Below are 17,963 nucleotides of genomic sequence, written 5' to 3'. Positions count from 1 at the left end.
AATCCCCGCCATAATCAGCGGGGATTTTCATTTCTGACATCTGGTGACTAAAGCACTCAGAGGCTGGCCGCCAGCTCGCTGCCCTGCCGGATGGCACGCTTGGCATCCAGCTCTGCCGCCACATCGGCACCGCCAATCAGGTGCACGCGCTTACCGGCATCCAGCAGTGGCTGCTGCAGTTCGCGCAGCGGGTCCTGCCCGGCACAGATGATGACGTTATCTACCGGCAACACCTGTGCTTCATCCTTGATCACCACATGCAGGCCGGCATCGTCGATCTTGTGGTAGCTGACGCCGGACAGCATCTTTACCTTTTTCATTTGCAGGCTGGCGCGATGAATCCAGCCAGTGGTCTTGCCCAGGCCATCGCCCACCTTGCTTTGCTTGCGTTGCAACAGGTAAACCTCGCGCGGGCTGGCATGCGGTTGCGGGCCTTGCGGGCTAAGGCCACCGGGGTGTGCCACCTGCATGTCCACGCCCCATTCCTGCATGAAAGCCGCCACGTCCAGCGAGGTGGACTTGCCTTCATGGGTGAGGAATTCCGCGGTATCAAAACCGATGCCACCGGCACCAATGATGGCCACGCGCTGCCCCACCGGTTTGCCGTGCTTGAGCACGTCCAGGTAATTGAGCACTTTGGGGTGGTCGATGCCGTCGATCTGAGGCAGACGCGGGGCGATACCAGTGGCCAGCACCACCTCGTCGAAGTCACGCAGCATGGCGGCATCGGCGCGGGTGTTCAGCCGCAACGTCACCCCGGTGGCCGCGATGCGATTGGCGAAGTAGCGCAGGGTTTCGACAAACTCTTCCTTGCCGGGTATACGCTTGGCCACATTGAACTGACCGCCGATTTCGCTGGCGGAATCAAACAATGTCACCTGATGGCCGCGCTCGGCGGCAGTGGTAGCACAGGCCAGGCCAGCCGGGCCGGCACCCACCACGGCAATCTGCTTGCGCTGCGGCGCCGGAGTGTAGTTGAGCTCGGTTTCACGACAGGCACGCGGATTCACCAGGCAGCTGGTGAGCTTGCCCTGGAAGATATGGTCCAGACAGGCCTGATTACAGCCGATACAGGTGTTGATGCTGTCGGCCTTACCCGCCGCCGCCTTGTTAACGAAGTCCGGGTCGGCCAGGAAGGGGCGCGCCATCGATACCATGTCGGCACAGCCGCTGGCCAGGATGTCTTCCGCCACGTCCGGGGTGTTGATGCGGTTGGTGGTGATTAGCGGAATCTTCACCTGCCCCATCAGCTTTTTGGTAACCCAGGCAAAGCCGCCACGCGGCACCATGGTGGCAATGGTGGGGACACGCGCTTCGTGCCAGCCGATACCGGTATTGATGATGCTGGCGCCGGCGCGCTCGATTTCCTGCGCCAGTTGCACCACCTCGTCCCAGCTGCTGCCGTCCTGCACCAGGTCCAGCATGGACAGGCGATAGATGATGATGAAGTTGCTACCCACCGCAGCCCGCACGGCCTTGACGGTTTCGATGGCAAAACGGATACGGGTTTCAAAGCTGCCGCCCCAGTCGTCAGTGCGCTTGTTGGTGGCGCGGGCGATGAACTGGTTGATCAGATAGCCTTCCGAACCCATGACCTCGACACCATCGTAACCGGCTTGCTGGGCCAGTTTGGCGCAGCGGGCAAAGTCGGCAATGGTTTGCCATACATCGGCATCGGACAGCTCGCGCGGACGGTAGAAGTTGATCGGCGCAATCAGCGGCGAGGCCGACACGCATTTTTCCTGAAAGCTGTAACGGCCGGAATGCAGAATCTGCAGCGCGATCTTGCCACCTGCGGCATGCACGGCATCGGTCACCTTGCGGTGATCCGGCACGTGCTGTTCATCGGCCAGCATGGAGGCCCCTTCGGCCACACAGCCTTCGGCATTCGGCCCCACCCCGCCGGTAACAATCAGGCCCACACCGCCACGCGCACGCTCGGCGTAGAAGGCCGCCATCTTGTCAAAACCACCGGGTGCTTCTTCCAGCCCGGTGTGCATGGAGCCCATCAATACGCGGTTTTTCAGCGTGGTAAAACCCAGATCCAGCGGGGCCAGCAGATGCGGATAAGCAGTCATGTTTCGTCCTCGTCGACGTGGCGAGCAGGCGCTCACCCTGATTGTGGTGCATGCGCCGGTTACTTGCCGGCATGGCATGGATTATTGTTGCTCGACAATACTTACTAGTAAGTAAGTTGTCAACGCAAGCCATCCACCCGGTATGCGGACTTGCGACAATGCTCAGCAGGCTTGGCCTGCACCCGCAGCCTGCTTACACTATGGCTTTTGTCCGGAAGCATCATGCACCTGCCCCGCCCGCTGGCCAATCTGCTGGCCCTGCCGCCCTTGCTGGCCGCTGGCAGCTTTGCGCTCACCGACAGCCTGTTCTGGCCTGTCCTGCTGTATTTGCTGATGAGCCTGCTGACTTTTGCCGTGTATGGCTGGGACAAGCGCCAGGCCATTCATCATGGTCGGCGCACACCGGAAAAATTGCTGCACTGGCTGGAGCTGCTGGGCGGCTGGCCGGGTGGCCTGCTAGGCCAGTTCTGGTTACACCACAAATCCAGCAAGGGCAGCTATCAGCTGATGTTCTGGCTGATCGTGCTGGCCCACTGGCTGTTATGGGGCTGCTGGATTGCCTGGCGCTGGCATGTGGCGCACCCGGTTTAGCCGGTACGCCCAGGCGCGGCCTTAAGCACCCGCTCCAGCCAGATCTGCAGATCTGCCACCACGTCGTCCCGATTGGTTTCATTGAACATTTCATGCCGCCCGCCGGGATAGACCTTGCTGCTTACATCCAGCAGACCGGCATCCCGATAACGAATTTCCAGCTGGCTCAATGCCAGCCGACCCAGGCTGACCGGATCGCGGCTGCCTGCCAGCAAATACACCGGACACGTCCGTGGCAAACTGCTGCGGGCATTGGCCTCGCCCTGCTCCAACGCCATGATGCCGCCAAACAGGTCTGCCCACAGACCGGGCGTGGGGTCAAAGCCACATAGCGGATCAGCCTGATAAGCATCCACTTGTGCCGTATCGCGCGACAGCCAGTCCACCCGGGTACGCGCCGGGAAAAACCCCAGATTGAAACTGCCGAAAATCAGCCGGGCCATGAAGGCGGATGGCAGATTGGCACCGCCCAGCTTGCCAGTTAGCCGGGCAAGCTGGCGTAGCAGCCAGGCCAGCGGGCGCTGGCGGTAGCCGGTGGCCGACAACACCAGCCCGGCCAAGTGTGCACCATGCTGCAGAAAGTAATGCCGCGCGATAAAGGAACCCATGCTGTGGCCCAGCAGGATGAGTGGCAGACGCGGATGGCGGCTGGCGATGAACTGGCGCACGCTGTCCACATCCGCCACCACCTTGTCCCAACCGTCGGCGGCGGCAAACCAGCCATGATGGGCTGCATGCGGGCCATGGCCCCGGTGGTCGTGGGCATACACGGCAATGCCGTGTTGCGCCAGTTGCAGGGCTAGCGGCTGATAACGCGCGGCATGTTCGCTCATGCCGTGGCAAATCAGCAATACGGCGCGGACGGTCTGGGAAGCGGCTGGCTGCCAGCTGCAGCCATGAATGCGGTGGCCATCAGCCGCCGGCAGGGTGAAGTACTCCATGTTTTCCTCGTTGACCCATGTACGCTTGCCGAGCTTGCCGGGGGCGCAACTATTGCTGTCAGACTGTGCGGTATTGCACAGGCATGGCTAAAGAAAACACGAATCAGCGGTGGCTGACAACCACCATGACATGATCAGGCCAGCATCCTGGCCGGATCGAACTGCGGATTGGTCAGCGAAGTCAGCACATGATCGCGCCACGCGCCGTTGATATACAGGTAATCACGCGCCAGGCCTTCTTCGACAAAGCCCAGGCGCTGCAACAAGGCAGCGCTGCGTTGATTGTGCGGTTGGTAATTGGCTTGCAGCCGATGCAGGCGCATGTCGTCGAAGGCAAAGCGGATAACCTCGCTGACTGCCTCATGCATCAGCCCCTGCCCTTGCAGGGTTTGGTCGATGCCATAGCCCAGGTGGGCGGCCTGGAATACGCCGCGCACGATATTGCTCAAGCTGACCGTACCCACTACCTGCTGCGGCGCATCAGGCAGGGTTAGCAGGTAACGCGCGCACACGCCCTGCTCCCAGCCCAGCGCCTGCTGGCGCAGCTGCATGGTCCAGTACAGCTCGGTAAAAAACATGTCACCGGGCTTGGGGTCCCAGGCGGCAAAATGCTGGCGGTTGCGTACCTGATATTCCAGCATGGGCAGTGCCATGTTGATGTTGGCGGGCCGCAAATGCAGGCGCGGGGTGACCAGCACGGCTTGTAAGGTGGTCATGAGGCTGATCCTTTGACAATGGCGGCAGACAGGCAGTGTAAGCGTTGCGCCATGCCGCGCTCAAGCACCACTCCAGATGGCACAAGGCCCGGCAATGCCGGGCCTTGTCATGCACCATCCGCCGCCGTGAAGTCGGGCTTAGTTGCCGGTCAGGCGTTCCAGCGCCTCGCGGTACTTGGCGGCGGTTTTTTCGCGCACGTCCAGCGGCACGGTCGGGGCCGGGGCTTGCTTGTTCCAGCCGGAGGCTTCCAGCCAGTCGCGCACAAACTGCTTGTCGAAGGACGGCGGATTGGTCCCGGCAGCATAGCTGTCAGCCGGCCAGAAACGGCTGGAGTCCGGGGTCAGCGCTTCGTCCATCAGCACCAGGGTGCCGTCTTCATCCAGACCAAACTCAAACTTGGTATCGCAGATGATGATGCCGCGCTTGGCAGCAAATTCGGCAGCAGTCTTGTACAGCAGGATGGCGGTATCACGTACCTTGGCGGCCAGTTCGGCACCAACAATGGCTTCGCACTGTGCGTAGCTGATGTTTTCGTCGTGATCGCCCACGGCCGCCTTGGTGGACGGGGTGAAGATGGGCTCGGGCAGCTTGCTGGATTCCTGCAGGCCGGCCGGCAGGGCGATGCCGCACACGGTGCCGGACTTCTGGTATTCCTTCCAGCCGGAGCCAGCCAGATAACCACGCACCACGGCTTCAATCGGCACGGCCTTCAGGCGCTTGGCCACCACGGCACGGCCTTCCACTTGCGGCAGGTCTTCGGCGGACACCACGTCTTCCGGCTTGTCACCGGTCAGGTGGTTGGGCACCACGTCCTTCAGGGTTTCAAACCAGAAGTTGGAAATGGCGGTGAGGATCTGGCCCTTGGCCGGAATCGGGTCGTCCAGAATTACGTCGAAGGCGGACAGGCGATCGGTGGCGATCATCAGCATGCGCTTGTCGTCGATTTCGTACAGATCGCGTACCTTGCCGGAGTAGATTTTCTTCAGGCTTTTCAGATTGGTGGTATTGAGTCCGGTCATGACACGTCTTTCATCAAATTGATCGTATTGATCCTGGTTCGGTGTTGCTGTCTGGTGCTGTGCCTCAGTCGAACCATTGCATACCTTCATAAGGCCTTTGCCGACAAGCTGCCAAACGACTCGCTAACGAACCAACATGTAATTCAAGCAGGTGGCCGTCGGGATCTCGAAAGTAAAATGAATCACCCTCGCTGCGATTCTCCTTGCAAGGAGTAATACCTAAAGCCACCAGCGCCGCTCTTACAGCAACAAAATCTTCAGCTTGGACACTGAAAGCGACATGTGTGTAGCCTGCCTTTACTCCCCCGGCCACTGTTTCATCCAGTGACAGACAAAGCCAGACATCGCCCCACAGCAGATAACCACCCTTCAACCAGCGTGCTTGTGGCCGTACACCTGGCAGCGCAGTATAAAACTGCCAGGCACGCTCCAGATCGGCTACAGCCAGTGTCAGGTGATTCAGCCCGCTAATTGTCATGCGCTTACAGCGTATCCTTCAGCGCTTCGGCCTGTTCCAGTGCCTCGTCGGCAGTGGCGGCCATCACATTGAAGTGGCCCATCTTGCGGCCCGGACGCGCCTGTTTCTTGCCGTACAGGTGCAGCTGGGCATTCGGGGCTTCGGCCAGTACGTCCCAATTGGGTTCGCGGCCATCGTCCTTCCACACATCACCCAGCAGGTTCACCATCACCACCGGGCTGAGCAGGTCGGTGCGGCCCGGCAGCAGGCCGCACATGGCGCGCACTTGCTGCTGGAACTGGTCGGTGAGGCAGGCGGTCAGGGTGTAGTGGCCGGAGTTGTGCGGGCGCGGGGCGATTTCATTCACCACCAGGCTGTCGTCCGCCAGCACAAAGAACTCCACCGCCAGCACGCCGACGTAATCCAGCGCTTCGGCCAGGCTTTGCGCCATCTGCTGGGCGGATGCCGCCAGCGCCGGGGCAATGCGCGCCGGGACGATGGACACGTCCAGAATGCCGTTTTCGTGGCTGTTTTCCGCTACCGGAAACACCGCCATCTGCGCCGCGCTGACGCGGGTGACAATGGCCGAGACTTCCAGCTTGAGATCCAGCATTTTTTCCAGCACACAGGCCTGACCACCCAGATTGGCATAGGCCGCGCGGGCTTCGTCCTGGGTGCTGACCCGTACCTGGCCCTTGCCGTCGTAACCCAGCCGGGCGGTTTTCAGGATGCCAGGCAGGTAAGGCGTCAGATCAACCTGGATGTCTTCCACGCTTTCAATGGCCAGATAAGGCGCAGTCGGCAGACCGGCCTTGTTGATCCAGGATTTTTCGGCAATGCGGTCCTGGGCGATGGCCACGCAATCACCGGAAGGCGATACACGGGTGGTACGGGCCAGTTCGCGCATGGCGTCAGCGTTGACGTTTTCAAACTCGGTGGTGACGGCAGCGCAGGTCTGCGCCAGCGTCTTGAGCGCGGCAGCATCATTGAAGGGCGCGCACAGATGCACATCGGCAAACTGGGCGGCCGGGGCATTGCTGTCCGGGTCCAGTACCGTCACACGGTAGCCCATGGTTTTGGCAGCCACGGCGAACATGCGGCCCAACTGGCCGCCGCCGAGAATGCCCAGCATGGACGGAGGCAGGATAGCCGCCATTTATTCCACCTCCGGCAAGGTCATGCCCAGCACGGTTTCTTCCTGGCGCTTGCGGAAGGCAATCAGTTTCTCGGCCAGTTCCGGCACGGCATTGGCCAGCATGGCCACGGCAAACAGTGCGGCATTGGCCGCACCGGCTTCACCGATGGCAAAAGTGGCCACCGGAATGCCCTTGGGCATTTGCACGATGGACAACAGGGAATCCTCGCCACGCAGGTATTTGGACGGCACCGGCACGCCCAGCACCGGCAGGTGGGTCTTGGCAGCCAGCATGCCCGGCAGGTGGGCAGCACCGCCGGCACCGGCGATGATGGCTTTCAGACCGCGCGCGGCGGCGGTTTCAGCGTATTGGAACAACAAATCCGGGGTACGGTGGGCGGAGACGACGCGGGTTTCGAAAGCAACACCGAAGTCTTTCAGCACGCGCGCGGCGTTCTGCATGACTTCCCAGTCGCTGTTGCTACCCATCACGATGCCGACTTCAATCATGGCGGTGAAGCTCAGGGAGGAATAAAGACGTGATTTTACCTGAGAGCCGGCTGGGGCCGGAATGGTTTTTTATTTTGATATCAAGACAGTTGCGCCAACTGTCGTGCACGCTGTCTCTGGCTCAGCCCGGACGCGGATAGGTAAACAGCAGCAGGTGGGCCGTGTTGAAGGCCAGATGCGCCAGCGCCGCCAGTGCCACCTGCCGGGTGGCGGCATACACCAGGCCATAGCCCAGGCCAGCCAGCGTGGCCAGCCCCACCCAGCCCCAGCCGCCCGCCACATGGGCGGCACCAAACAATAGCGAGGCCGCAATCAGCGCAGGCAAGGGCTCTACCCGGTTTTCCAGCCAGCGCTGCAGACCATGACGGAACAGCGCTTCTTCCGGCAAGGCCGTCAGGAAGAAATTGGCAAACAGCCACGGCAGCAGCCAGGCGGGCAGCTTGGGCGCATAGGCAATCAGCCCGCTTTCCTGTGCCAGCGCCAGCACCAATACCAGCAGCAGCAGGCCCACCATGGCCACGGTGCCACCCCAGGCCCGGCCACGGTGTGGAGCATCGTGCAGGCCCAGCAGCAACAGCCAGCCGGCCACGCCTTTGTCGAAACTCCAGAACAGCCGATATACCTGGCTGTCCGGCGTCGCCCGCCCCTGCCACAGCATGGGATTTTCAAACCCCGGCAGCGCATGCAATGCCAAGGCCAGTAATAAGGCCAGCCACAGCACCCGCCATTCTGGACGCGGAAAACGGTAAACCGCATAGCTCAGGCCACCGGCTACAGCCAGCGCCAACAAGCCCAGCGGCTGCAACAACCCGCACAAGGCGGCCAGGCCAATCGCCCCCAGGCCGGCTAGCAGCGATGAGCGCGGCAGGCCCAGGCACTGCAGGAGCAGGGCGATGGCCAGCCAGCCAAAGCTGGCCAGTTCGACGGGGGCGGGTAGCATCATGGAGTGGGCTCAGCCCGTCTGTCGGCAGCTGCCGTGCAAACGGGCTGCTTGACTTACATCTTGGTGAGTTGCTCACGCGCCTTCTGGGCGGCGGAGCTGGATGGATACAGCTTGATCAGGCGCTTGAGCGTGGCCTTGGCAATATCCATCTGGCCCAGATCGCGCTGGCAATTGGCGACGTTGCGCAAGGCATCCGGTGCCTTGGGATTGTCCGGGTATTGCTCGGCAAAACGGCGGTGGATTTCGATGGCCGCGTCGTACTGGCGCTGGGCGGTATGCGCCACGCCCAGCCAGTACAGGGCATCGACGTCCTGTGGCGCATTGGGGTTCTGCTGGATATACAGACTGAGCGCAGCGGTGGCCTTGGGGAAATCGCGCGCGCGCAGCAGATTGAGCGCCTTGTCGTAATCCGGGCTGGTCTGGGTGTCGGCGGCGGCGGCGGCGGCGGCGGGCTGACTGGCCGCTGGCTGGCTGGCGTTCTGCTGAGCAGCCGCCTCCTTGCCTGCACTTTCCAGATGGGCCAGTCGGCCGTCCAGATCGTTGTACAGGTCGTTCTGACGCTTCTGGGTAGTTTGCAGATTGTAGTTGGCAAGCTCTACCTCACCGCGCAGCTTGGCCACTTCGGCTTTCAGGCTTTCCATCTGGTTGACCATTTCCAGCAGCTTCTCGTTGGATAGCTTGCTTTCCACTTCGCTCAGGCGTGCACTGGCCTGGCGGTTGACCTGGTCGATCTGGTTGCGGGTGGCTTCGATATCGCTGGTGGTGGCGCAGGCAGACAGGGTAAGCAGCAGCGCCGCGCTGAGGGCAAGGCGTTTCATGGGGCGGTTCTCGGTCCGTTGCATACAGGTTGGCCGGACATCATAGCAGCCCGAAGTGAATTTCTGGCTAGATGTCCGGCCTGATCGTGTCCGACATGATGGCACACCCGCAAGGGTGTGCCGCAACATGCCTTACTCGCCGTTGTACAGAATATCGGCGCGGCGGTTCTCGGCGTAGTCAGCCTCGGTATTGCCAGTGGCCTTCGGCTTTTCCTTGCCCAGGCTGACGGCTTCAACCTGGTTATCCTTCACGCCCAGCACTTCCAGCGAACGCTTCACGCTTTCGGCACGACGCTGGCCCAGGCCCAGGTTGTATTCACGGCTGCCACGGGCATCGGTATTGCCCTGTACGATCACCTTGCGGTCAGCGTGATCCTTCAGGTAACCGGCGTGGGCTTCCACGGTGGGCTTGTCGCTGCCCTTGACGGTGGAGGAATCAAAGTCAAAGTACACGCTACGCTTGGACAGCGGGCTGTTCGGGTCGTGCAGCGGGTCGGCGTTCAGCTTGCCCTGGTTGCTGCTGCCGGTATCCGCAGGCATTACCGTCTGGGTGCCGGTGGCGGCGGTGCCAGTATTGCTGGTGACTGCAGCCGGTTTGGTGCTGGCGCAGGCGGCCAGCAGGGTAACTGTGGCGGTGCCGAGTACGAGTTGTTTCCAGTTCATGCCTTCGCTCCTTGGATTTGAATGCATTACATCATTGCGGATTGTTGAAAGGACCCCATGACGGGTCCTGCACTTCGCCATTAATCACTGCCAGTCTTACCTTGCTGCTGCCATCCAGCGTGGTGGCATACAGCACACTCTTGCCGCCGGACTCGCTGGCATACAGCACCATGCGGCCATTGGGCGCAAAACTGGGGCGTTCGTTGTAACCACTCTCCGACAGCGCACGCACATCACCCGTGGTGAGATCCTGCGCCATCACGCGAAAACGGCCCGCCTCGCGCCGGATGAAGGTCAGGGTACGGCCATCCGGCGACACACGCGGCGAAACATTGTAGTTACCTTGCCAAGTAACGCGCTGGGCTGCGCCTCCGCTGACAGCCATGCGATAAATTTGCGGACCACCGGTGCGGTCGGAGACAAAATAGATCTGGCTGCCATCCGGGGTAAAGGCCGGTTCGGTATCAATTGCATCGCTATAGCTGAGGCGGCGCGGTGCACTGCCCAGCGTATTCACCAGATAAATCTGCGAGTTGCCGGTGGTGGTCAGTACCACCGCCAGCTTGCTGCCATCCGGGCTCCAGGCCGGGGCTGAATTGCTGCCCTTGAAGTTGGCCACCGCACGGCGCTGGCCGGTGGCCAGATCCTGCACCCACACCACCGGCTTCTTGCTCTCGAAAGACACATAAGCCAGATAGCGGCCATCCGGACTCCAGCTGGGCGAGATAATGGGCTCTTTGGAGCGCAGAATGGTTTGCGCCCGGTTGCTGTCCACATCGCTGATCAGCCCTACTTGCAACATGTAGTTGCGGCCACTCTTGAGCACGTACACCACGCGGGTATTGAAAATGCCCTTCTGCCCGGTAATGGCCTGATAAATCATGTCGGCAATGGTGTGCGCCACTTCGCGGCCACGGTCTGGCGTCACGGTAAACTCACCGGAGGTCAGCTGTTTCTTCTGTGCCACGTCCATCAGGCGGAAGCTGATTTTCACCTGCCCGCCAGCGGCAGGCTCGACCTTGCCGATAGCGATGGACTGCGCAGCGGCTGCCTGCCACAGCGGGTAGCGGATGTCAGCTGGCTCCACCGGCACATTGGCAATGGCCGAACCATCCACCATGCGAAACACGCCGGACAGCTCCAGATCGCTGCGGATGATGGGGGTAAGCGCCTCGCGCATGCGCGTGGTTTCATCCTTGAACGGCACCACGGCAATGGCATGTTTGCTGGCACCACCACCGACAATCTCGATGGTCATTTCCGCGTACGCGCCACGGCCAGCCAGCAAGACAAACATTAGCAATGCCTTAAACAGAGTACGAATGTCCAGCATGAGTTCCCTCTGAATGCGAAATTTCCTAAAAACCATGTTTACCATCCCCTTGCTTAACTAGCGGGGGCGGAATTCCATCTTGAACTGACGATAGCCATCGTTGAAGTTAGCCCCCGCCGGCAGGCTGGGGAAGGTGCCCGCCTCCCTGATGGCGCGCTGGACCGCCTCATTGTAAGCACTGCTGTTGCTGGGCCCGATCACCTGCACTTTGTTCACCTCCAGCGTCGGCAACAGGGTCACCAGCACTACCACCTTGGGATTGCCGCTCAGATCGGGGGGAATCTGCACCAGCGGAGTGATCTTGGCCTTGACCTTGTCGATCCACGCGCCCTTGGCTGCCGCCGAACCATTGACCGATCCACCAGCCATGCCATTGGCGCTGCCAGCCTGGGTGCTACGGGCATTGGCTTTGTGGCCGGTATCCGGGCTGCCCAGCGTAGCCAGTGCGTCATCGGCTTCGTTGCTATAGGTTTTGGACTGCTTGCTGCCCTTGCCCGGTGTGACCGCTGGCGGCAGCTTGGCTGGTTTCTTCTCCGCCACAACGGGCGTAACGGGCTTGGCCGGGGCTTTTTCTACCGATTTGGGTGGTTTTTCCTGCTTTCTCGCAGGCTCCGGCGGCTTGACGGGCGCGGTTTTCACCGGATCCGGCTTGGGCTTTTCCTGCAGCAGCTTATGTGCCGGGTCAGGCTTTTTCGGCACTTCAACCGGAGGTTTGACCAGATGCTGCGGCTTGGGCTCCGGCTTTTTCTTCGCACCCAGGTTCACCTCGGCGGGCGGTTCCGGGGGCGGGGCAGGCGGAGCTGGCGGAGGCGCAACGCGAACCGGCTTGCTGACCGGTTCCGGTTGGGTTACGGCTGCCGGTGCGGGTGGAGGGCTGCTCCATAATTCCAGTGCCAGCGGCACTTCCATGCTGGGCTGCTTGCTGGCAAGGCCAGCCCACAGCATCAGGGCGATGACCACCCCGTGCAGCAGCAAAGAGGCCAGCAAGGGCCAGGACGGGGAGCTTGAATCGGTGCGCTTCATGCCTTATTGATGATTCTGCTGCTTAACGGTAAGCGCCACGCGCTTGATGCCGGCCTTGTGCAGATCGTCGGCCACACCCACCACGTCGGCATACTTGAGGTCCTTGTCGGCTGAAATGGCCACCGGGCGGTCGGCACCGGCCAGCATGGCGGCCACCTGGCTGGCGAGCGTGCTGCGTGATTCCACCGCCGTTACCTTGTCGCCATCCTTGATTTGCAGCTTGTCACCGGCATCCAGTACCACTTCCAGTGGCGGTGCATCCAATGCTGCCGCCTGGGATACGCTGGGAACCTGAATCACCCCGGGGGTGAACATGGGAGCGGTCACCATGAAAATGACCAGCAACACCAGCATGACGTCGATGTAGGGCACCACGTTCATCTGGTTCATTTGACGGCGGGGACGGCGGTTGAGCATGACAATCCAGACCAAAGTTCAGCGTGCCATCATAGCACCGCAACCGCAGCGGCCGGATGACAAACATCTTGCTTAACAAAAAAGGGGTCTGACCAGCAGCGCCATCGGAAAGTTCTCATCTGGCGGGCGGGCTGGCGCATGGCTCACAGCCGAGTACACAGGGTCAGGCCGTCGCCAATTGGCAGTACGCAATGGCGAATGCGCTTGTCTTGCTGCAGGCGGACATTGAAGGCATGCATCAGGTGTACGCCGGCCGGGTCGGTCGGGCGCGGTGCCACCACACGGCCAGACAAAAAGATATTGTCGATGGCGATGACGCCGCCGGGCCGCACCAGTTGCAGGCAGGTATCGAAGTAATCCTGATAAGAGGGCTTGTCGGCGTCGATGAATGCCAGGTCGAACTGGCCGGCTTGTCCCTCTGCCAGCAGCTGCTGCAAGGTGAGCAAGGCGGGCTGCAACTCCAGCCGGATACGCCCGGCCACCCCGGCACGCTGCCAGTAGTCGCGGGCAATGCTGGTGAACTCTTCGCTGACATCGCAAGCCACCGCCTCGCCATCGGGCGGCATGGCCAGCATGGCAGCCAGCATGCTGTAACCGGTGAAAACACCGATTTCCAGATAGCGGCGCACGCCCAGCAGTTGCACCAGCCAGCCCATGAACTGCCCTTGCTCGGGGGCGATCTGCATTTTGGCCATGCGGTGGCCAGCGGTGAATTGGCGCAGTTCACGCATCACCGGGTGCTCGGTCAGGCCAATGGCCATCAGGTATTCATGCAAGGTGCCGTCCAGCGGCACGGTACGGCTGGTCATGGGTAGTCTCAATAAAATGACAAAACGCCCGCTGGCAGGGCCGGGCCGGTATGGCAAGCCAGTCCGGTGGCAACAGGGGGCGTTCGGGAATGGCCACGGCAACAGCCGGGCCGGGACTGCTTATTCCGGCTGGTAGACGTAGGGCTTTTGCGCTACGCGGGATTCTTTCCAGCGACGCTGGTCGTCCAGGCTGACATTGCGGTCCCACAGGGTGAGGCGCAGTTCGCGGCGCTGCTGGTCTACTTCCGGATGCTTGTCCAGAAATTCGCTCATGAATTTGGTGAAGTCGGACTGATACATGGTATTCCCCTGGCTATGATCGCAGGATTCTAATCGATAAGCGCCGACACTGACCACGGTATTGCCGGATATTTAGCCACCCGGCCGGCACAAACGCCACAGCGCCGCCTAGCTGCGCGGGATGGCGGGCGATTTGTCGCCGTACATCTTGCGATCGGCAACATCGAGCAATTCCTCGATCAGCATGCCGTCCTCGGGATAATAGGCAATGCCGATGCTGACCCCCAGCTGGATGGTGTGACCGTCCACTTCGTAAGGCTGCTGAATGGCGTATTTCAGGCGTTCCACCACCCGGTCGGCCTCGCGGTTGGATTCCACATCCTCCATCAGCAGCACGAACTCATCGCCACCCAATCGGGCCACGGTGTCTTCGTTGCGCATGATGGCCAAAATGCGCGCAGCAATCAGCTGCAATACCTTGTCACCGGTGGCGTGGCCATAGCTGTCGTTAACCGGCTTGAAGCGATCCATGTCGAGAAAAAGCACCGCCAGTCGCCGGTCGCTGCGGTTAAACCGTGAAATGGCATGCTGCAGACGGTCATAAAACAGATTGCGGTTGGCCAGCCCGGTCAGGCGGTCGTGATTGGCCAGATAAAACAGATGGCTTTCGCGCCGTTGCTGCCGGGACAGCAGCCCCCAATAAAAGCGCAGCCCCACTGCCAGCAGCAGCAAGACCAACAATGACTGGCACAGGATGACGGCACGTTCGAAACCGCTGAGCAGATACCAGCCCAGCTGCCAATCCATGCGCAGGGTAAGCGGCTGCGATTCATTGCCCACAGGTCGCTCCAGCTGCAGGCGCGGGAAGCCCAGTGTTTCCATCCAGCCATGCGATTTACCGGCAACGTCCACATAGGCCGCCTGCTGGCTGGCCTGCGGGCCTCTTGCCAGAATCCGCAAACTCAACCCCGCTGGCAGGGTCGTATCGGCCGGGCACAGATAATCGGAACGCAAGGCCAGGGCGACAAACTGCTCGGCGGGCTGGCCGCGCAGCAATAGTGCGCTGGCATTGACTGGCTGCAACAGCAGATGGCCCCGGTAGCCCTCGCGAAAAATGAATGAGGCCGACATGGCGGTGCGGCCAAAGCGCCGGGCATCCTGCAATGCCGTGTGAAACCGTGGGTCGTGGACGATGTCGGTGCCTAGCAGCGGACGCACGGCCTGGTTCAGCGGCAAGATGGAGACTACCGGATAGTATTCTGTCTGATATGGCAGGGGGTAGATCACCGCTTGGCCGGACTGGGAGTAGGCATGCAGCTTGAAATCACTCCCCCAGCGTGTCTGCATGTCCTGCATCCAGGTCGGCAGATCCTGCTGGCGGACGCGCTGGATGCGCTCCAGCGACACCAGTTGCGGATATCGCTCGGCCATCTGGCGGACAAAAAGCTGTTCCTGCTCGCTGTCATGCTCGCGATCAAGCATGGTGAAGGCGGCATAGCTGTCCAGAATAGTCTGGTTAACCAGCAGCTTCTGGTTCAGCTGTTCGGACAGGTGTACGCCCAGCATGTCGAACTCCTGCTCGGCGCTGATCACCGCCCGACTGAGAAAAGCCATGGAAATCAGTGCACTCAGCAATAACCAAAGCAGCACACATGCCAGGGTGGCCAGTTTTATCCGCATGGAGCAAGGACTGGAGAAGGGGGAAAACGGGAATTCTATAGAAAGGGCGGCATGCTGGCGTAAAGAATCCGCAGCTGGCCGGGAGGGCTAAGTAGTTACACCTAGATTTATTTGCCCTTACTAGAAAGCCCTACCGCTAGCTGTCTAAACTAGCTGCTTGTCTTACGCCATCCGGCCCGGATGGCGGGCAGCTGACGCCGGCTGACTGCCAGTGGCTGGGCAATGTCGCGCAGACGCACGCCCCACAGTTCTTCCTCCGCATCGCCCAGACGCAGCAGCTCTTGCAAGGCATGGCGCATGATCAGGCAGTTGCGGTGAATGCGCAGCACGCTATCGCCCAGACGCTGCTCCAGCGCCACCAGCGAATCATCCAGCAGATATTCGCCATCCGCCGTGACCAGGCTGATGTATTTTTGCTCGGCTTTCAGGTAGCGCACGGCGGAAAAGGGAATATTCAGCAAACGGTCGCGGTGGCGCACGGTGAAATGGGCTTCGATGACTGGGCGCTTGCCACAGCGGGCTGCTGCTTTTTCCAGCGCCTGGCGCAAACGCTCCAGCCGGACGGGCTTGAGCAGGTAATCGGCGGCATCCAGCTCGAAAGCATCCACTGCGTACTGCTCGTGTGCCGTGGTAAACACCAGCTGCGGCACCAGCGGCAACTGGCGCAAGCTGCGCGCCAGCTCTACCCCGCTGATGCCGGGCATGGAGATGTCCAGCAACAGTACATCCACCGCGTGGCGTGCCAGCCAGTGGCTGGCAGTCGCGGCATCACCCAGTGCCGCCACCGTCGTGGCACCACATTGCGCCACCTGGCCAATCAGGCGTTCGCGCGCCAGCGGTTCGTCATCCACCACCAGTACGCGCAGGCTGTTTACAGTACCCATTGCGGCTTGCCCAGTTTTTCTACCAATTGCCGCCAGGCCTTGAGGATCTTCTGGAACTTGTTGTTGGTGGGTGCCTGTTCGCGCACCTGCACCAGCATGTCGTAGGCACGGCGCATATGGCTTTCGTGCCAGCCATTACCATGCACATAGGCCATGGTGGCATTGGCCAGGTTGAGCATCACCTGCACATTGTGCGGCATTTCTTCGTGCGCTTTGACAAAGCGTTCGATGGCCTGCTCAAAGCGGCCGGCCTGGGCTTCGCGTACCGCCTGGTTGTTTAGCTCCAGCACCGACTGTACGTTTTCGGCAATCAGCTGGCGCCCCATATCGCCCAGCCCAACTTCCTCAAACAGCCCGCCAATGGTGGACAACAGCTCTTCATTGTCGTGATTGTTGCGCACCAGATCGCGCATGGCGGCATTGCCGCTGTCTTGCTTGCCCTGGGCAAAACAGGCACGGGCAAATTCCATCTGCGCTTCTGCCGGCAGATTGCTACCCAGCTTCTGGTAAGCCGTTTCGGCTTCGGCCAGCAGCGTACGGGCTTTGTCACGGTTGCCAAGTTTGGTTTGCAGCTGGCTGTCGATCACGGTGCACATCCACTCGCCGGCTTCGTTGTAGCGATAGTCACGGCGCAGATTGCCCAGCGTGCGCGCTGCGGTACCGGTTTCGCCACGCGCCATCTGCACCCTGGCCAGCATGGCGTAATGGGTGGGGCTGCGATGCCAGGTGTACTTGGCAATATTGAGCGTTTCTTCACTGGCCGCCTCGGCGGTTTCCAGGTCTTTGTTCAGCATGGCCACTTCGGCCAGCTGCTTTTGCCGGCGCAGCACCACTGGCGACAGGCTTGTTGCCTTCTCCAGCGTACTTTGGGCTCCGGGCAGATCGTGATGGATGCGATGCAGCTTGGCCAGCCAGTCGTAGGCCTCCATCACCCTTTCATTGTCGGCCAGCACTTCTTCAAACAGCAGCTTGGCTTCGTCATAGGACTTCAGCCCGGTAAGCGATTTGGCCAGACCCAGCTTGGCCCAGGCCAGCGGTTTGAGGCGCAGCACTTCCATGTAGAGGTCGCGTGCGGTGTCGAAGTCGCCGATTTTCTGCGCCAGGCTGCCCTTGAGTTTCATGAAATCCAGGGTAAATTCACCGCGCTGGCTGATCTTGCGGCTACAGGCATCGATGGCTGCCAGGTATTCATGCCGCATGATGGCCTCGTCCACCATACGGAAGGCCTCGCGCCGACGCATGGCTTTTTCCAGCCGCTGGCTAAGCACTTCACCGGTAAAGGGTTTGAGCAGGTAATCATCCGGTGCCAGTTCGGCAGCGGAAATCACCCGCTGCGAACGACGCTCGCCGGTGACGATCATGAACACGCAGGACTGCTTGATCAGGTTGCGCTCCTTGACCTCTTCAAACAGGTACAGGCCGTCATAGCCATTGCCCAGGTCGTAGTCGCACAGCACCACGTCGAATTCAAACTTGGCCATCTTGGCCAGTGCATCTCCGGCCTTGCTGGCATATTCAACCTTGTCCGCGCCGAAGGAGGCCAGGGTCATGGCCAGTGCCCGCTGCATTTCGGGCAGGCTGTCGATGATCAGGAACAGCCGGCTGGCATACGGGTCCTCGTAGGGGCGGCGCCGGGTCTCGGCACTGCCCTGACCGGCAGTCAGGCTCTGATAGGTGGTGGAAGGTAGCTTGTCACTCATGGCAT

General features: G+C 61.0%; 19 protein-coding genes. 1 reads left to right on the top strand and 18 read right to left on the bottom strand.

Annotated elements, in window-relative coordinates:
• Window positions 1-56: 56 nt before the first annotated feature.
• Entirely contained in the window at window positions 57-2,078 is a 2,022-nt protein-coding gene (locus ACODR9_RS05845) for an oxidoreductase (protein WP_488808136.1), read from the bottom strand.
• Window positions 2,079-2,300: 222 nt separating this feature from the next.
• Between ACODR9_RS05845 and ACODR9_RS05840 the strand changes: the two genes are divergently transcribed.
• Complete coding sequence (locus ACODR9_RS05840) at window positions 2,301-2,669, top strand: DUF1294 domain-containing protein (RefSeq protein ID WP_488808134.1); 369 nt, start codon at window positions 2,301-2,303, stop codon at window positions 2,667-2,669.
• On the opposite strand, the gene ACODR9_RS05835 is transcribed toward ACODR9_RS05840, so the two are convergent.
• The 17 genes from ACODR9_RS05835 to ACODR9_RS05755 form a co-directional block, all read right to left on the bottom strand.
• Window positions 2,666-3,610, bottom strand: a complete 945-nt coding sequence (locus ACODR9_RS05835; protein WP_488808133.1) for an alpha/beta hydrolase — start codon at window positions 3,608-3,610, stop codon at window positions 2,666-2,668. The genes ACODR9_RS05840 and ACODR9_RS05835 overlap by 4 nt on opposite strands.
• A gap of 134 nt (window positions 3,611-3,744) precedes the next feature.
• Complete coding sequence (locus ACODR9_RS05830) at window positions 3,745-4,326, bottom strand: GNAT family N-acetyltransferase (RefSeq protein WP_488808132.1); 582 nt, start codon at window positions 4,324-4,326, stop codon at window positions 3,745-3,747.
• 138 nt (window positions 4,327-4,464) lie between these two features.
• Window positions 4,465-5,346 (bottom strand): phosphoribosylaminoimidazolesuccinocarboxamide synthase, encoded by an 882-nt coding sequence (locus tag ACODR9_RS05825; RefSeq protein ID WP_488808131.1) that lies wholly within the window; start codon window positions 5,344-5,346, stop codon window positions 4,465-4,467.
• Between the two features lie 64 nt (window positions 5,347-5,410).
• On the bottom strand, window positions 5,411-5,824 hold the full coding sequence (locus ACODR9_RS05820; protein WP_488808130.1) for a VOC family protein: 414 nt from the start codon (window positions 5,822-5,824) through the stop codon (window positions 5,411-5,413).
• Window positions 5,825-5,828: 4 nt separating this feature from the next.
• Window positions 5,829-6,959, bottom strand: coding sequence for a 5-(carboxyamino)imidazole ribonucleotide synthase (locus ACODR9_RS05815; RefSeq protein ID WP_488808129.1), 1,131 nt, complete (start codon window positions 6,957-6,959; stop codon window positions 5,829-5,831).
• The gene (purE, locus tag ACODR9_RS05810; RefSeq protein WP_287880358.1) at window positions 6,960-7,448 is read right to left on the bottom strand and encodes a 5-(carboxyamino)imidazole ribonucleotide mutase; all 489 of its coding nucleotides are present in this window, start codon (window positions 7,446-7,448) and stop codon (window positions 6,960-6,962) included.
• A 121-nt stretch (window positions 7,449-7,569) separates the two neighbouring features.
• On the bottom strand, window positions 7,570-8,391 hold the full coding sequence (locus ACODR9_RS05805) for a CPBP family intramembrane glutamic endopeptidase (protein WP_488808127.1): 822 nt from the start codon (window positions 8,389-8,391) through the stop codon (window positions 7,570-7,572).
• 53 nt (window positions 8,392-8,444) lie between these two features.
• Window positions 8,445-9,209 carry a tol-pal system protein YbgF gene (gene ybgF, locus ACODR9_RS05800; RefSeq protein WP_488808126.1) on the bottom strand — a complete coding sequence of 255 codons (765 nt, stop codon included), beginning with the start codon at window positions 9,207-9,209 and terminating at the stop codon, window positions 8,445-8,447.
• 132 nt (window positions 9,210-9,341) lie between these two features.
• Window positions 9,342-9,872, bottom strand: a complete 531-nt coding sequence (pal, locus tag ACODR9_RS05795) for a peptidoglycan-associated lipoprotein Pal (RefSeq protein WP_488808125.1) — start codon at window positions 9,870-9,872, stop codon at window positions 9,342-9,344.
• Between the two features lie 31 nt (window positions 9,873-9,903).
• Window positions 9,904-11,205, bottom strand: coding sequence for a Tol-Pal system beta propeller repeat protein TolB (tolB, locus tag ACODR9_RS05790; RefSeq protein ID WP_488808123.1), 1,302 nt, complete (start codon window positions 11,203-11,205; stop codon window positions 9,904-9,906).
• Window positions 11,206-11,262: 57 nt separating this feature from the next.
• Window positions 11,263-12,228 (bottom strand): TonB C-terminal domain-containing protein, encoded by a 966-nt coding sequence (locus tag ACODR9_RS05785; protein WP_488808122.1) that lies wholly within the window; start codon window positions 12,226-12,228, stop codon window positions 11,263-11,265.
• A gap of 3 nt (window positions 12,229-12,231) precedes the next feature.
• The gene (locus ACODR9_RS05780; RefSeq protein ID WP_488808120.1) at window positions 12,232-12,645 is read right to left on the bottom strand and encodes a biopolymer transporter ExbD; all 414 of its coding nucleotides are present in this window, start codon (window positions 12,643-12,645) and stop codon (window positions 12,232-12,234) included.
• 143 nt (window positions 12,646-12,788) lie between these two features.
• Window positions 12,789-13,454 (bottom strand): class I SAM-dependent methyltransferase, encoded by a 666-nt coding sequence (locus ACODR9_RS05775; RefSeq protein ID WP_488808119.1) that lies wholly within the window; start codon window positions 13,452-13,454, stop codon window positions 12,789-12,791.
• Between the two features lie 120 nt (window positions 13,455-13,574).
• Complete coding sequence (locus ACODR9_RS05770; protein WP_488808118.1) at window positions 13,575-13,754, bottom strand: DUF3460 family protein; 180 nt, start codon at window positions 13,752-13,754, stop codon at window positions 13,575-13,577.
• 108 nt (window positions 13,755-13,862) lie between these two features.
• Window positions 13,863-15,308: a diguanylate cyclase domain-containing protein gene (locus tag ACODR9_RS05765; RefSeq protein ID WP_488808117.1), complete on the bottom strand. Its 1,446-nt coding sequence runs from the start codon at window positions 15,306-15,308 to the stop codon at window positions 13,863-13,865.
• Between the two features lie 215 nt (window positions 15,309-15,523).
• Window positions 15,524-16,258 carry a LytR/AlgR family response regulator transcription factor gene (locus ACODR9_RS05760; protein WP_488808116.1) on the bottom strand — a complete coding sequence of 245 codons (735 nt, stop codon included), beginning with the start codon at window positions 16,256-16,258 and terminating at the stop codon, window positions 15,524-15,526.
• Entirely contained in the window at window positions 16,246-17,958 is a 1,713-nt protein-coding gene (locus ACODR9_RS05755) for a response regulator (protein WP_488808115.1), read from the bottom strand. The genes ACODR9_RS05760 and ACODR9_RS05755 overlap by 13 nt, the downstream gene beginning before the upstream one ends.
• Window positions 17,959-17,963: the final 5 nt, after the last annotated feature.

The organism is Aquitalea sp. FG25, assembly GCF_057809375.1.
Note: the sequence above shows the minus strand (reverse complement) of the source record. Positions and strands in the feature narration are given on the sequence as shown.